The 14,595-nt window shown below is 47.6% G+C and carries 17 protein-coding genes; 9 read left to right on the top strand and 8 right to left on the bottom strand.

The window, feature by feature from the left end; translation table 11 throughout:
• Positions 1 to 216: 216 nt before the first annotated feature.
• Entirely contained in the window at positions 217 to 621 is a 405-nt protein-coding gene (locus AYW79_RS16325) for a tyrosine-type recombinase/integrase (protein ID WP_067560713.1), read from the top strand.
• A gap of 427 nt (positions 622 to 1,048) precedes the next feature.
• Here AYW79_RS16325 and AYW79_RS01275 read toward each other — a convergent pair whose 3' ends face one another.
• The 3 genes from AYW79_RS01275 to AYW79_RS01265 form a co-directional block, all read right to left on the bottom strand.
• Positions 1,049 to 1,582 (bottom strand): cysteine hydrolase family protein, encoded by a 534-nt coding sequence (locus AYW79_RS01275; RefSeq protein ID WP_067560711.1) that lies wholly within the window; start codon positions 1,580 to 1,582, stop codon positions 1,049 to 1,051.
• 311 nt (positions 1,583 to 1,893) lie between these two features.
• Entirely contained in the window at positions 1,894 to 2,301 is a 408-nt protein-coding gene (locus tag AYW79_RS01270; RefSeq protein WP_067560709.1) for a RidA family protein, read from the bottom strand.
• A 264-nt stretch (positions 2,302 to 2,565) separates the two neighbouring features.
• Positions 2,566 to 3,618, bottom strand: a complete 1,053-nt coding sequence (locus tag AYW79_RS01265) for a hypothetical protein (protein ID WP_067560707.1) — start codon at positions 3,616 to 3,618, stop codon at positions 2,566 to 2,568.
• Positions 3,619 to 4,343: 725 nt separating this feature from the next.
• On the opposite strand from AYW79_RS01265, the gene AYW79_RS01260 reads away from it, so the two are divergent.
• The 3 genes from AYW79_RS01260 (at position 4,344) to AYW79_RS01250 (ending at position 6,074) form a co-directional block, all read left to right on the top strand.
• Complete coding sequence (locus AYW79_RS01260; protein WP_143216087.1) at positions 4,344 to 5,012, top strand: hypothetical protein; 669 nt, start codon at positions 4,344 to 4,346, stop codon at positions 5,010 to 5,012.
• 438 nt (positions 5,013 to 5,450) lie between these two features.
• Positions 5,451 to 5,681: a hypothetical protein gene (locus tag AYW79_RS01255; RefSeq protein WP_067560703.1), complete on the top strand. Its 231-nt coding sequence runs from the start codon at positions 5,451 to 5,453 to the stop codon at positions 5,679 to 5,681.
• Positions 5,682 to 6,074 carry a type II toxin-antitoxin system VapC family toxin gene (locus AYW79_RS01250; RefSeq protein ID WP_067560701.1) on the top strand — a complete coding sequence of 131 codons (393 nt, stop codon included), beginning with the start codon at positions 5,682 to 5,684 and terminating at the stop codon, positions 6,072 to 6,074.
• Between the two features lie 786 nt (positions 6,075 to 6,860).
• Here AYW79_RS01250 and AYW79_RS16015 read toward each other — a convergent pair.
• Both AYW79_RS16015 and AYW79_RS16010 read right to left on the bottom strand, forming a co-directional pair.
• Positions 6,861 to 7,067, bottom strand: coding sequence for a MerR family DNA-binding protein (locus tag AYW79_RS16015; protein ID WP_269449043.1), 207 nt, complete (start codon positions 7,065 to 7,067; stop codon positions 6,861 to 6,863).
• Positions 7,068 to 7,070: 3 nt separating this feature from the next.
• On the bottom strand, positions 7,071 to 7,238 hold the full coding sequence (locus AYW79_RS16010; RefSeq protein WP_231877777.1) for a MerR family transcriptional regulator: 168 nt from the start codon (positions 7,236 to 7,238) through the stop codon (positions 7,071 to 7,073).
• A gap of 102 nt (positions 7,239 to 7,340) precedes the next feature.
• Between AYW79_RS16010 and AYW79_RS01240 the strand changes: the two genes are divergently transcribed.
• Entirely contained in the window at positions 7,341 to 8,171 is an 831-nt protein-coding gene (locus AYW79_RS01240; RefSeq protein WP_067560699.1) for an SDR family oxidoreductase, read from the top strand.
• Positions 8,172 to 8,317: 146 nt separating this feature from the next.
• Here AYW79_RS01240 and AYW79_RS01235 read toward each other — a convergent pair whose 3' ends face one another.
• Complete coding sequence (locus AYW79_RS01235) at positions 8,318 to 9,235, bottom strand: AraC family transcriptional regulator (protein ID WP_067560697.1); 918 nt, start codon at positions 9,233 to 9,235, stop codon at positions 8,318 to 8,320.
• 170 nt (positions 9,236 to 9,405) lie between these two features.
• Here AYW79_RS01235 and AYW79_RS01230 point away from each other — a divergent pair, with 170 nt between their 5' ends.
• From AYW79_RS01230 to AYW79_RS01215, 4 genes are all read left to right on the top strand, one after another.
• Positions 9,406 to 10,257, top strand: a complete 852-nt coding sequence (locus tag AYW79_RS01230) for an aldo/keto reductase (RefSeq protein ID WP_067560695.1) — start codon at positions 9,406 to 9,408, stop codon at positions 10,255 to 10,257.
• Between the two features lie 57 nt (positions 10,258 to 10,314).
• Complete coding sequence (locus AYW79_RS01225; protein WP_067560693.1) at positions 10,315 to 11,295, top strand: aldo/keto reductase; 981 nt, start codon at positions 10,315 to 10,317, stop codon at positions 11,293 to 11,295.
• Positions 11,296 to 11,379: 84 nt separating this feature from the next.
• On the top strand, positions 11,380 to 11,619 hold the full coding sequence (locus AYW79_RS01220; protein ID WP_067560691.1) for a carboxymuconolactone decarboxylase family protein: 240 nt from the start codon (positions 11,380 to 11,382) through the stop codon (positions 11,617 to 11,619).
• Positions 11,606 to 12,013 (top strand): cupin domain-containing protein, encoded by a 408-nt coding sequence (locus tag AYW79_RS01215; protein WP_067560689.1) that lies wholly within the window; start codon positions 11,606 to 11,608, stop codon positions 12,011 to 12,013. Before AYW79_RS01220 ends, AYW79_RS01215 begins: the two co-directional genes overlap by 14 nt.
• A 163-nt stretch (positions 12,014 to 12,176) precedes the next feature.
• On the opposite strand, the gene AYW79_RS01210 is transcribed toward AYW79_RS01215, so the two are convergent.
• Positions 12,177 to 13,742 (bottom strand): sensor histidine kinase, encoded by a 1,566-nt coding sequence (locus AYW79_RS01210; RefSeq protein ID WP_067560687.1) that lies wholly within the window; start codon positions 13,740 to 13,742, stop codon positions 12,177 to 12,179.
• Positions 13,729 to 14,430: an ANTAR domain-containing response regulator gene (locus AYW79_RS01205; RefSeq protein ID WP_067560685.1), complete on the bottom strand. Its 702-nt coding sequence runs from the start codon at positions 14,428 to 14,430 to the stop codon at positions 13,729 to 13,731. Before AYW79_RS01205 ends, AYW79_RS01210 begins: the two co-directional genes overlap by 14 nt.
• Positions 14,431 to 14,595 lie beyond the last annotated feature (165 nt).

Raw genomic sequence — 14,595 nt, 5'->3', positions numbered from 1 at the left:
TGGGGTGGTCAACTTTTCAGTTGTCAAAGAACGCCCACGTGGTCAACTATTAAGTTATCAAACACATTTCTCTCGCAATCTCACGTTTGAGGGGCGTGTGGGGTAACCCGTGCGGGTTCAAGTCCCGCTCTCGACACCAAAAAAGACTGAAACACCGCAGTGTAGCAGGGTTTTTGAGCCTTTGAGCTCAAAAACCCTGCTACCATTTTATAGGTGATGATTTGGCTGGATTTATGCGTCGACGTGTGGGCACACACGTCCGCAGCAGTGCTGGGCAATAGGGGCCAAGTCCTGCAGAAATACATGAAGGAGCGCGGAAACGCGCCCACAGACGCGCTGTTTGTGACCATCGACAATGAGCCCATTGCCATTGGCACTATACAAAAGCTCATCAAGCAGTATGGGGAACAGGCGCGGATTGCAAACGTTCGTGTGTCACCTCATACTTTCAGACATACAATGGGAAAATATTACATTTTAGCAGGTGGAGACATTTTCTCTCTTCAGCGGATACTTGGCCATAGCAGTATGGAGACGGTTCGCATATATGTAGAGATGTTCTCGCATGATGTGAACCTGCAGCACAGTAAGTTTAGCTTTGTGGAGCATCGGCTGAGCTAGTTCTGGTGACGGCCGGGAGTGGTGCTTCCGGCCGTCACTAACTCGATCATTATGACTATGAACCTATGGAGGGCTGACATATGGTGATTCGAAGACGTGTACGCCCAACCCGCTGTTGAAGCACGTGGAGGAATATTGTAAATCGTCGAAGCCGCTATTTAAGTTGGAGTGTGACGAAGTAAAGCGCGCGGCACGTCTACAGGCCGAGGTTTTTGTGAATCATCCGGATATGCAAATCAAACTAAAGGAAGTCATTGGAACTTCAGGCTTTTGAGTCGACTTCGTGTAATGGGTTACCGGTGATTTGGCAGTACACCAGCACGGCTTTCTTGAACATTCGCCCACGATTACTGAGTAAGGGACCGATACCAAGTTTTATAAACACTTTGAAAAGAAGGGGGCGGTGTCCCCTTCTTTTCGCCCATCCTCAAAACAGTTCGTCGTCACTACTTGCAGTCACAATCCAGTGGGCATCATTGCCAAAGTCATCCAAAGTATGGTTGTGATGATCAGTAATCTGTTGAGCCGACAGAACATCATTGTCGGTAGTAGAATGTGCATCTGTGATAAGAGTCACATCGAATCCGAGCGTTGTAGCACGTCGAGATGTCGTATCGACACACATTTCTGTCTTAAAGCCGCAAACAAACAATCTCTGGATTCCCATCGCCCTTAGAATATCCTCTAGCTCCGTTGCATAAAAGGCATCCGATGCTCGCTTGTGAATCACAGTTTCATCTTGAGTTCGGATAAGGCATGGATGAAGTCCCCATCCTGGCGTTCCGATTTTCAAGTTACCCTCATCCGAATCGTGTTGAATGAACAGGATGGGGACTTTTCTTTGACGTGCTTTTCTCAACACGTTCGCAATCCTTGTCAAAACAATTTCGCCATCGCGCACCGTACTCACTAAACCATTTTGCGCGTCTATGACCATAACAGCACAAGCTTCATTACTCATTTATTTTGTCCCTCCTGATATGCTTGGTTCAACCTTTGGGAGGGATCATCAACTTATGATCTCTCCGAGTCAAGCAATAATCACTGGAAGGACCTCCTTTGAAAGATACCCGATCAATCTATAAAGTTGAGCATCTACGTTACTTACTTACTTACATACTATGACTCTGTTGTACTCTCCTGCCCTAATGCGCAACAATCGCATTGGTGTCTCTCTGCATAATCGTACACCCGTTAATCGTCTCTGACTATTGCATTTTCGCACCCGTTTCGTGCAATAAGATACAAAAGTCTTGTTGTTCACAAACCTAATCATTCGGTATCTATTGCGGCAATCGCTTCGATTTCGACTAGCTGATCTGGATAGCCTAACACTGTCACACCAGACAAAGTGCTTGGCACATCATGATCTCCAAATTCCTTCTTTACCATGTTCCAGGCAGTTACCAAATCCGTCGAATTTTGAGTTGCCACGATAACCCTGGTATATACAATATTCCGAAGCGCAGCGCCGCTATCCTTCAGAGCTTGCTTCAAATTATCTACGCAAAGCTTGGCCTGAAGCTCATAATTATTGATAAATGGAACTTTCCCGTCTTTATCAAGGGGACAAGCTCCTGCTAAGAAAATCAAGTCCATTCCCGAGGGTACTCTACTGGCGTATGGGTAATCCACTGAAGCTAGACTCCCTGATTGTATAAATGAAACGTTTCTCTCCATAATTCCCTCCTTATTTCAGTTACGGATGGAAGGTGTGGCAAAAATGCTGATCATCCGCTTACTGATTTACCAACCTTTGCTAAACTAAACTGCCAGCATACGCAAGATCGCTTGGTCGAATCCCATGTATAATCATACACTAGTGCCTATGCGACGGCTATTGCACACTTGCATCCTTTACCTGAAGAAGAGATACCCGCAATGAGCATTTCAACTCCTTGTTTGCCTTTCGCAGTCCACTCGCTTTTGTTGGTACATCTGTGTTCACTTCATAGTCAAAACAGTTTCTAATGCGGTTACTGGATTGCCCGTCCGCTTCAGCTCATAAAGGTGACTACCGACCTGCCATGCAATGATGGTAACTAAATGATTGGAACGCTTTGAAGTCCTCGGCTGTACAGCGGTGATGAACCCCTTGCTGTACGGAGCAGGAAGCATATGCGAATGCATATAGCTCACCATGTTTCTGGAGACACCCAATGCATCTGGAGTGTTAGCCCAAAACTGTGTAACAACTGACCACCGCCCTTCCTTCCAGCTATAACTATTCAATCCACCTTTGTTTGAATGTCGCGCTTTAATTCCCGAACCGAGACTAACATCGGAACCTGTTGGAATGAACTGTCCAATACTTGTGTCTTGAAGATGATTTAGTGCATTGAAAGCAGTAGCGGTGGAGGGATAGGTCCTTTCAGTCAGCCCAAAGTCGTGTGTACCATATTCGCTCAGTTTGGCAGATGAACTCGCAGATACATTCGTCGATGGAACCGACACACCTTTTACAGGATACACACTGTAGAAAAGTTCCCCCGATTTGTTAGCGGCTGTGATAACTTGCCCATTGGCAAAGGCAATAGAGGCGTAGTTGGGGAGAGACATACTCTTCGCCGACACTAGGACACCGGCAGTGCTACCGCCTTGCACAACTTTTTCTAAGACACTTACTGACATCAGTGCTTGGGGCTGACTTTTAACCATCTGATACATCATCGACCAAGAATATCCAAATAAAGGGTTCTGTTTTATGTTCGTCGAAACGCCAAACCAAAGTTGATTCATTTGTTTTTGGACGTTGGACGTAACAGTACCTTCGCCCCAATTCAGCATGTAATTTAACCCATTCTTCAAATTAGCCTGTTCAGCAAGTTGCAAGTCATGTACGAACCATGCTGGAGCCGAGACAGCTGGTGCCGCCGCGTGCGTCACCTCCGACGTCTGAGATTGCCCTGCATCTCCAGCCGCAAATGAGTTGCTACAGGCAGTAAGGGTTATCCCCGCAACAATGATCAATGGCAGAATTAAAATTCGATTCTTCATGATGATCGCTCCAGTTGTCAAGTCTTTTACAGCCATATAGACGAAGCGGGAGCGGATTTGGTTACACAATTATTTGTGCCTATTTTCGCCATTTGTCCGAGATATGATACATGCCTACCTTGAGAGATATTGATGATAACTGCCCAGTTGCGCAATAACCTTCACTATGACCGACTGCATAATTAAACACAACCGTACCACCCGCCACTGCAGATGTGTACCCTGATAGTGCAACAAGGAGTCGAATTTGACCCCTTGTTGTTTCGGACACTTATTTCCCTTTACGACCGACGATCATTCCGAGTGCAATCCATCTATCATTGTCTAGAAGAATTAACTCTTTTTCCGCCTCAGATATTTTGCTGTTGCCTGATATTCCATCCACCATATGGTGTAGTAGGTCCAATTCAGGACTTGATCGTGAGTCGACCGGTGATATTTGGCGTTGATGAGGTTCAGAGACCGACGGATGCATGGATTCTACACTTTGCCAGATACATTACCGATCAATGCGGTTGATTTCATATACCGACGATACAAAGAGCGAGGATGGTTCACGTTACAAATTTTAACAAGTTGATTCCACTGACTTCTGATGACTTGTTTGAGCGTGGGGATTATGGATGTTTGGCCGAACGGTTCCAGGTTCCATCCATTCGTCGAGGAGTAAGTCCTGAACCGATTTCGGAACTTCGAGCGGGCGTGCTGAGTATCTCGGAGTATACGTGCAGTTTGTGGAGCGGGAACCGGGGAGTTATGGGCGGGATTGTCTGACCCTGCAAATATCGGATGAGACGGGGCACATGCAAGCGCTGTGGACCTTGTCGGAGACTCGGGGGAATCAATTGATCGAGCAAATAGGCGATGGAAGGGAAGCGGTTGTCTCAGGGATTGTGCACGAATGGCCGTTAGGATCAGGGGAAATGCGGATGGTACTCGACGATGTGGACTTGGAAAAGGTCATTTTGGCCATTATTGAGCCACCTTTGACAGAAACGATTGATACCTTGATGCAAATTGTTCCGAAGCTGGAGCGGTTGCCAAAACCAGTTGCAAGCCTGGTCATTGATTTTTTAGAGAGTCCGATTTCTATGGATCATCTTCACCAAGTTTTGGTGAAGATGCGCCGAGCACTGGACTTGAATCCGGATGGGCCATGGTACTACGTAGTTTGCCTGGCAGCCGTTGCGGTGGAAATTAGTAAGCTGTCAACCACGGTACGAGCGCGAGTTGTAGAAGAGTTGTCGCATATCTTGAAGAAGATGGTGGACGAGTACGTCTTGTCGCGCGAGGATGCGGATCAGGTGTTGAACTTAGTGACACGGGGATTTTTGAGCTTCGAAAACGCGCAATCGGCCAGCGAGTTTCTAGTTGACCAGGCGCTCATTACATGAAGTGATGGGAATGATAGGCTGTCTGCCTAGCGAAAATTCCTGGGAGATCGCGCCTTCGCAATGAATCATGCCCATGGCGATTTCATGTAAATAGCGCCTATATATGGATTAAAACATGAATAGAGTGGCTCACGCTCAGGTAATCGAAGCGGCTCAAAACCAAGTTAGCAAATACAGGGATACCTTAACACTGCCAAGAGGTTGGGTCTTTTTCTATGCGTTTTACGTCACCTTGTGAGTGAAACCAAAAATCCCCGGAAATACTTGCCCTGCTTGGATTTTTGACTCTTTCTTGTTCTTCCGAAAACGACTTAATGGATACCAAGCAATGGGTTACACAGAGCGGAAGCATTGAGTTCTTCTGTCTGTGGCTTTAACTACACGGTCAAGTGTTATAATGAATGGACTTGGAAAACGGCGAAAGGGGTGTTTCTCCAAATGGCGATGAATGAGAAACTGGATCCGGAACTAGCCATGAAACTTCGGGACTTTCTAAAGAAGAATCATATTGATCGAAAGCGAATCGTGATTGATGTTGAATCAGAGACGATAGAACTAGACCCAGTTGAAGACTTGGAAGAGATCTTAAGTGCTCCCCCAGATTTCACCGCGGAGGAAGCGGCACAAGCTATCGATAACATTCGTCGCTCCCGAGAGGAGTGGGCGTGATTGCCGGGGTACTTGCTTGATTCCAATATCGGAATATACCTATTAGCGAATGACGAATCTGTCACCAACTTCCTTCGGAAGATTACTGGCGAGGGGGCATCATTCTTCTTTTCGGCCATTTCCGAGTGTGAGATTAGAAACAATTTAAGACCCGGTGAACATCTGAGGGCGGACAGACTTTTGATTGAACGACGTATTCTTGTTGTGGATTCGAAGGTGGCACAACGAGCTGCACAGCTGCAACTGAGCCAACGCGCAAACAGTCGGTCGATTAAAACGCCGGATGCTTTAATTTTAGCCACTGCGCTTGAAAATGAACTCTCTTTTGTTTCCAGAGATAAACAACTTCGATTTGCACAATTGGAATACGGTTTGGAATTTATCGAACCATAGTTTTTTTGTTACTTAAGTACAAATACCGGCGTTGTGGTGGAGGTCGTGGATGTGAACTAGCACGGATCGCCTTCACCCCAAAACCCGCGTAAATAGCGGGTTTTTGCCATGTTAGGGTTGAGTTTGTAGACCAGTTTGTAGGTCCTGCTTTGCACTACAACACAAAAAGTTACGTTCTCACAGGACTATATTCGCTCGATTGACTCCTTATCTATTTCGTCGGTCTTTGAGTGACTTCTGCCAACGACAAACACAAATTTCTATACTTTCGGTCTATATCTCTGTCAGTCCTTTGTGAGTGAATGATTCAATCGATCTTATTTACTCTTTTTCCTTGCTCGGGTCTGTGCAAGGGCAGAACCTGCCACGCTTTTAGAGGCTGCACTGAATCGTTTGTCACGCAGAATACGTGAGGCTTCTGAAGCAACGGATTTGCTTGTGACCTTACGAGTGCTACTTTTCATGGTTCATACCCACATATCATATTAAAAATAACACATCACTACGATAAGTTAGACAATTACCTGTTACAGCGTTTCACTGGCTAATAAATCGATTTCTATGGCTTAGCCATTCCTATTTTTATCCATTCCAAGCAAGTAAGGTGCATTTCACAGAAAATTAGTACACTATTCTATACGATTACACATCCTTGGATGCGAAACCTCGCTTTTGTCAGATAGAGTTTTGCGGACGTGTGCATAAGGATTTTGATACCAGGGGAATCGGATGTTCACAGTGCTGAATCAAACCGACGCACGACTTAATCAGAGGCGTATCGTTAACCTAGAGTGAGCGTTGGGAATTCTTCATCAATGCCATCCTGTACTCCAACATCCAGTTAAGTGTCTCAAGTATCTGATCCAGGTCGTCCTTTTTGCGTTCGACCTCACTCATCTTTTGACGAATCCATTCAATCACCTCGAGATTGGTGCGCATATTCGTATCATGGTCTTTCAAGATTTCCTTCAGTTCAGAGAGTGTACAACCCAATCCCTAAAACTTCTTTACCAGATTTAGACGGTCAATAGCCCCTTCTGAATAGTTGCGATCGTTATTATCTTCTCTATTGACATGCCGACTGTCCAATAAGCCTTCTTTCTCATAAAAACGAATGGTGTAAGCTGTTAACCCCGCCTTTTCAGCTAACTCTTGAATTCGCATGCAAATATCTCCTCATGATCACTTGCCTTAGAGTTCACTCTATAGTTTAGACTGATATTGTTCAAGTAAAAATACATCCTAACGTTTAAGGAGGATCTCGCGATGCGTGTTTTCGTAACAGGAGCAACAGGCTACATTGGTTCCGCCGTCGTCCGAGAACTCGTCCATGCTGGTCATAAAGTCGTCGGACTTACCCGCTCGGGAAGTAGTGCCGCTATGCTTAAAGAAGTGGGTGTCGAGATACATCATGGTGCCCTCGACGATCTCGACAGTCTTCAAAGCGGAGCTGCTGCTGCGGACGGTGTCATTCACCTTGCATTTAAACACGATTTCTCAAACTTTGACGACGCGCTGAAAACCGATCTACGCGCTGTCGAGTCAATGGGAGCTGTGCTCAAAGGATCGGGGAAACCGTTCGTGATCACGGCTCACGCCAACGGAGCTGCATCGGAAAACGAGGTGAAAGCCCTGGCTAAGCGTGGGGCACGGACATCAATTGTGTCTCTAGCACCGTCCGTTCACGGTGAGGGTGACAAAGGCTTCGTGCCAAGACTCATCAACATTGCCCGCGATAAGGGTGTCTCAGCTTACATCGGAGACGGATCCAACCATTGGACGGCTGTACACCGACTTGATGCGGCGCACCTATTTCGCCTCGCGCTTGAAAAGGCACCAGCCGGTTCACGGCTAGATGGGGTCGCCGATGAAGGGGTGCCGTTTCGTGATATCGCCAGTGTCATTGGTAAGCACTTGAACCTGCCGGTGGTCAGCATTTCGCGTGACGAGGCAGAATCCCACTTCGGCTTTCTCGGTATCGTTGCAGCTCTCGACATCCCAAGGTCGAGCGTACAGACTCAAGAGCTCTTGGGATGGCATCCATTGCATCGTGGACTCATGGCTGATCTCGAACAAGGTCATTACTTCAAGAGTTGATGAAAGAGTAGCGTTACTACCCACGCCATCCAAAAGTATGGGCGGGATGAACGCGACTGGGGCGCTGGAGCGGGCACTAATCCAGCGCAAAACGTAGTCTATTCACGAATAGCAGGTCTCGCGAAAGTAAGTTTATTAACCATGATTTAGGCTTCTATGGTTTGGTCATTTCGCTCCCTTAAATGTTTTACATCCTTTCTAGGTGGCAATCCAAACAGGCGAGAATATTCGCGACTGAATTGCGAAGGGCTTTCATAGCCAACTCTGAAGGCGACATCTGCGGCATCTGTCGACCCGGAAAATAGCAGACGCCGCGCTTTCTGGAGCCTTAGTTGCTTTTGGAATTGGATTGGACTCATGGCAGTCACCTCTTTAAAGTGCCTATGAAGCGAAGCCACACTCATACTCGCCATTTCCGCGAGTTCCTCAATCCTAAAAGACCGCTCCAAATGATTCACGATGTGTTCGATTACATTTCTGATCTGATAACCGGCACTTCCCTCCATCGCAATATGTTCAAGTGTAATACCGTGTTCACCTTGTAGAATCCGGTAGAGAATTTCTTTTGTGATGATCGATCTGAGAAAAGGGATATCCTCTGGATGATCCAACAAACGTACTAACCTTAGTACAGCATCTAACAACGAAGGCTCCATCTGGCTGACAAACATACCGAGATTCGAATGGTTGTGTGGTCCAATGTGAACCTTAGAGTCACTCAGAACCTCCAATATTTGAGCCGTAGTGAACTCTAGTTTAAGACTTAAATAGGGTAATCCGATCGATGCTTCCGTGACCTGAGCGGTAACTGGTAGGTCCATGGATGCGACAAGGTAATTAGCAGAGCTATACTTAAAGCGCTCTTGACCTAACAAGACCTCCTTGGCTCCTTGCACGACAATGCAAAAAGAAGGCTTATAAACTCCATAAGTCGGTCCGGTTATATAGGAGTGACGAATGAAAAATAGAGAGGGAATTTTCGTTTCATGAACGCCGTCCTGTTCTGAGTGGCGCTCAATGAGTTTGGCAAGGACATCCTGTTGGTTTTCTGCTTGTTCAGACATAAAATCCTCCTCATTTCTGAACTCTTGATTGCTACGATTATAATCCACACTCATCGATTCTTTCATGACAGTGAGACGATTAGGCAAGAATTTGAGAAGAATAGGATAACGGTTACGGCTCTAACAGGGTAATAATAATAACGCTGATACGTGTTATGGGAGGGTTTCATGTGCAATACGTGACTTTGAACAACGGTGTTGAGATGCCGATCCTCGGCTTTGGCGTTTTTCAGATGACAGATGCAAATGAATGTGAACGAAGCGTCCTTGACGCGATTGAAGTGGGGTATCGTCTGATTGACACAGCGGCTTCCTACCTTAATGAGGAAGCCGTTGGCAGAGCCATCAAACGAAGCGGCGTACACAGAGAGGAACTGTTTATCACAACAAAACTCTGGGTTCAAGATACCGGGTATGAGCGAACCAAGAAGGCGTTCGAAAACTCCCTACAGCGACTGGGCCTCGAATATTTGGATTTGTACCTTATTCATCAGCCGTATGGCGATGTGTACGGCTCTTGGCGTGCCATGGAGGAACTGTACCACGAGGGTAGAGTCAAAGCCATTGGCGTGAGCAACTTTTACTCGGATCGTCTGATCGATTTAATCATCCACAATAAAGTCACGCCTGCCGTAAATCAGGTTGAAACACATCCTTTCTGTCAGCAAATCGAAAGCGCCAAACTCATGAAAGAGAACAACGTCCAGATCGAGTCGTGGGGGCCGTTTGCTGAAGGACGAAACAACATGTTCCAGAATGAAGTATTGGCATCCATCGCAACGAAGTATAATAAGTCTGTTGCCCAAGTAATTTTACGTTGGTTGACACAAAGGGAAGTCGTTGTGATTCCGAAGTCTGTTCGTAGAGAAAGAATCGTTGAGAACTTCAACATATTCGACTTTGAACTAGGCCAAAAAGACATGGAGAAAATCGCCCTTTTGGACGCGAAACAGAGCTTGTTCTTTTCGCACCGAGATCCCGAAATCGTTAAAAGGATCGGTACTCGCAAATTGGAAATTTAAATCGGAGCTGGCAGTCTAATGGTGCAAGCCAAATGAGCTGAGAGAAGGGGTGCGAAAATGGAATATGTGAAACTCGGAGGCACTGGCTTGGATGTATCTCGCATCTGTCTTGGGTGCATGGGCTTTGGTGTAGCGGAGCGTTGGACGCATCCGTGGGTACGCGATGAAGAGACCAGCCGTCAGATTATGAAACAGGCGCTCGATCTGGGAATCAATTTTTTCGATACAGCCAACGTATACTCGGATGGGACCAGCGAAGAATTTGTCGGAAGGGCACTCAAGGACTATGCCAAGCGAGACGAAGTTGTCATCGCAACGAAAGTCTTTTTCCAGATGCATGAAGGTCCAAATGGGGCTGGGCTGTCAAGAAAGGCAATCATGACGGAGATTGACAACAGTCTCAAGAGACTCGGAACCGATTACGTTGATTTGTACCAGATTCATCGCTGGGATTACAATACGCCTATCGAAGAAACCATGGAAGCCCTTCATGATGTGGTGAAGGCAGGAAAAGTAAGATACATTGGCGCTTCTGCGATGTATGCGTGGCAGTTTTTAAAGGCACTGAATGTCGCCGAGGAAAACGGGTGGACTCGGTTTGTATCGATGCAAAACCATCTAAACCTCATCTACCGTGAAGAGGAACGGGAGATGCTACCCCTTTGCAGGGAAGAGAAGATCGGTGTGATTCCATATAGCCCGCTTGCATCTGGAAGATTGACGCGGGACCAGGGGGAAAAAACACATCGTGCTGAAACGGATCAAGTTCAAAAGAGGAAATACGATGCGATGGCGGACGCTGATCAAGTCATTATAGACCGAGTGGCTGAACTGGCTTCTAAGCATGGAGTTCCCCGCGCTCACATCGCACTTGCGTGGTTGTTACAGAAACAGCCGGTCACCGCCGCAATTATCGGCGCTACGAAATCCTCCCACCTTGATGATGCGGTTGCCGCACTCTCGCTTCGGTTAACATCTGAAGAAATTGCACATTTAGAAGAGCCCTATGTGCCGCATCGAGTTGTTGGTGCAATTTGAACACAAGAAATGGGCCAGCTTAAATCGTGCCCTGTTTCTTGTTGCATTGAAGAACCATCGGACATCAGAATAGGAATTATCGATTTGAAAACGCGGGAGTTGCTGACACTGTGCGTCGTAAGCAGTTTAGGAGGCTGCGAAGGGCAAGTAAAGGCACATGTGCAGGGCAACCTCAATGTGGGAAATAGCAAGGAAACCATGATCGCTGCCATTATACATAGCCTCCCGTATATGGGCTTTCCGAGAACGCTGAACGCACTCGCTTGCGTCAATGAAGTCATTCCAGAAAACGAAGAAAGGGTGTTTTACAATGGCAAAATATGAAGAAGTAAAAAATGGTGTCATTTTTCCAGTGGGAGAGAAAAATGAGGCATATGCACAATATTTTGTGGGACAAAGTTACCTCCAAACATTAGTTGCTGATCTGCAAGTGAATGTTGGCGTTGGGAATGTAACCTTTGAGCCTGGTTGCAGAAACAACTGGCATATTCATCGGAACGGGTTTCAACTTTTATTAGTGACTGGTGGCGAGGGTTGGTACCAGGAAGAAGGAAAGCCTGCTCAAAGCTTAAAAGCTGGTGATGTGATTGTCACACAGGATGGTGTAAAACACTGGCATGGTGCCACAAAAGACAGCTGGTTTGAACACATAGCAATCACTGCAGGTACGCCGGAATGGTTGGAAGCTGTCGAGAATGAAATCTATAACAGATTATAAACAGGTTGTACCTATCCAAGGTAGCTTGGCTATGACGAGTTCGTCCATTAAGATTCCGTTAAGTTTCTCCGAATAAACCTACTTTCAAGTCGAAATGGTAACTCCATGTGGACAATTTCAAATATACCTATAGCACGTGGATTATTTGCTACAGTAACGACATTCAGCTGGGAATTCCAGGAGTCGTCCAACGAATGGGGAGACACACGGTAACGCGCATGCCATCACAATTCGCGTAGTCGATACGGCCGCTCAAATCTTCGGTCACCAGGGTTTCGACGATGCGAGTCCCTAACGCTTCGCCGCTCTTGAGCAGATCCCAGCCTTGTCCGTTGTCTTGAACGACCAATCGGAGTTCGCCATCACCATATACCACGGACACTGTGATTCGGCAAGCGGTTTGGTGTTCAAAGGCGTGATCGAGACAGTTTTGAATGAGTTCGTTCAGAATCAATGCCACTGGCGTCGCCTTTTCTGACGGCAGCGAAATGTCGTCTGCCTCTACACGATACGACACCATTCGGTCAGGATGGCCAGCGGTTTGGATCAACATCGACGCGATGGACTCTATCAACTGGCGGAGTTCAACGAACTCAATCCCGCTTTGCGAAAGCGTCTGGTGCACAAGCGCGATGGTTTTGATGCGGTGGATGCTGTCATAAAACGCGGTACGGATCTCCTCTGATTTCGTCCTCCGCATCTGCAACCGTAGCAGGCTCGAGATGGTCTGAAGGTTGTTCTTAACGCGATGGTGGATCTCCTTTATAACCGCCGACTTGATGGATAGCTGACGCTCCTTGTCACGCAGTTCCGTAATGTCCGAGAGGAGAATCAGACCGCCTTTAAATGTTCCTTTTCGTTGAATGGAGATGGCCTTCACGAGTACGGTATTGTCGCCAAAGGTAAACTCGCGCGCCTCTACGCCACGGTCGTGCGCATTCTGAAGCACATGTTCTAGCACTCCGGAAAACACGGATGCGAGCGGCGAGCCCATCTCTGGCCTTGGCTGCCGTAATTTCTCGAACCATTGGCGTGCTGTAGGGTTGATGTAAGTAAATAGATGTTCCGAATTGCACAGGATGACACCCTCATGGATAAGGCTCGGCAGGTTAATCTCGGCAACGGCGACTTCCCACAGGGTTTCACCGAGGTCCTCCGCTGTCTGTTGGAACAAGCGTGCCGCTTGCTCCTGAATGACCTGCGTAGAGATGTCCTGTTCGAGGATTATGACACCGATGAGTCGACTGGGGGAGGCGGTGGCAGGTGTAGAGGAGGTGTCGCCAACATAGGTGTCGGATGTGGCGTGGACACCTGTGCCGAGTACGCCTGTCGCTCTGGACTTCCTGCCTGGCCCATGAATCGGCAGGATTTTCTGCTGGATCGTGACATTCTCGTTCGTGATGGCGCGGGTGCCAGTCACATACTTGTCGGTCTGGAAAGCGTAAAAGACGCCGGGCTCGTTGTCGCGCAGGATGCGTTGCCCGACGATGAACTCAGAGTAGAGGCTCTTTCCAGTTGCCGGTTTAGCCTGAGCGACGACGACAGCTTGGTCTTCACGCCCTCTCCAGAGGCAGTCGATAAACACGTCGGATCCGTTGAGATCAGCCATCATCTGCAAGTGGCCGGCGACGCGGACGATTTCCTTGATCTCAGCCTCGTTCAGGTCGGATTTTGTCCGGCACACGGACGTGATGAGGCTGGCAGTGGGGTTGGCGTCAACGCTCTCCATGGAACTCACCTTCCAAGATGGAATTGATGAAAGTGTTGAGTCCTGAAGGTTCTCGGTTCGCAGGGACTGACATTGTCGCCATCGGCGCGGATGATGCGCGTCGTGCATCCGTCCGCTGGTGTTCAGCGAGAATCTTTTTTGCAACCACTGCGAGTGATGCCTGCCGATTCATCGCTTGAGAGCGCATGCATTGATAGGCTTCAGCCTCCGTGCTCCCGCTGTGATCCATCAGCACACCTTTCGCCCGCTCGATCAGCTTACGCTCCTTCAATCGCTCCTCGAGTTCTGACTTCTCATTAATGAGCCGCCTTAGGCGCTCAGCTTGGGCGAGGGCTATTTCAATCGCCGGGGCGAGGTCCAACTCTGTGATCGGCTTGACCAAGTATCCGAAAATCCCGGCTTCCTTTGCATCATCAATAAGCTGCGACTGGTTGTATGCTGTAAGCAAGAGGATGGGGATGCGCCACGTTTGATCGATGATGCGGCTAGCGGTGATGCCGTCCATTTTCGGCATCTTAATGTCCATCACAATGAGGTCCGGCTGATGGCGCAGCGTCTGCTCAATGGCAGTTTCGCCATTCGACGCCTCAGCAACAACGTCGTAGCCCTCAAGCATTAGCATTTCACGCATATCCATGCGAACGATCGACTCGTCATCCACTAGTAGGATACGGGCTTTAGGGTTCATCTCTCGATCCTCCTTAGAGTTAGATCGTCTCTCAGCATTAAATCGCTGTTAATTTTGAATATATTAATCGGAATTTCGACGGTTTCTTGTTAGAGCAGCCTCATAGGTCCGGAAGTTTAATTTAGTGGCAAATGTGTAAGCGTTCCTATTGACTTTTCGGGAGCG

Origin of the sequence: Ferroacidibacillus organovorans (assembly GCF_001642725.1) — a bacterium.
In the GTDB taxonomy this organism is placed as follows: domain Bacteria; phylum Bacillota; class Bacilli; order Alicyclobacillales; family SLC66; genus Ferroacidibacillus; species Ferroacidibacillus organovorans.
Note: the sequence above shows the minus strand (reverse complement) of the source record. Positions and strands in the feature narration are given on the sequence as shown.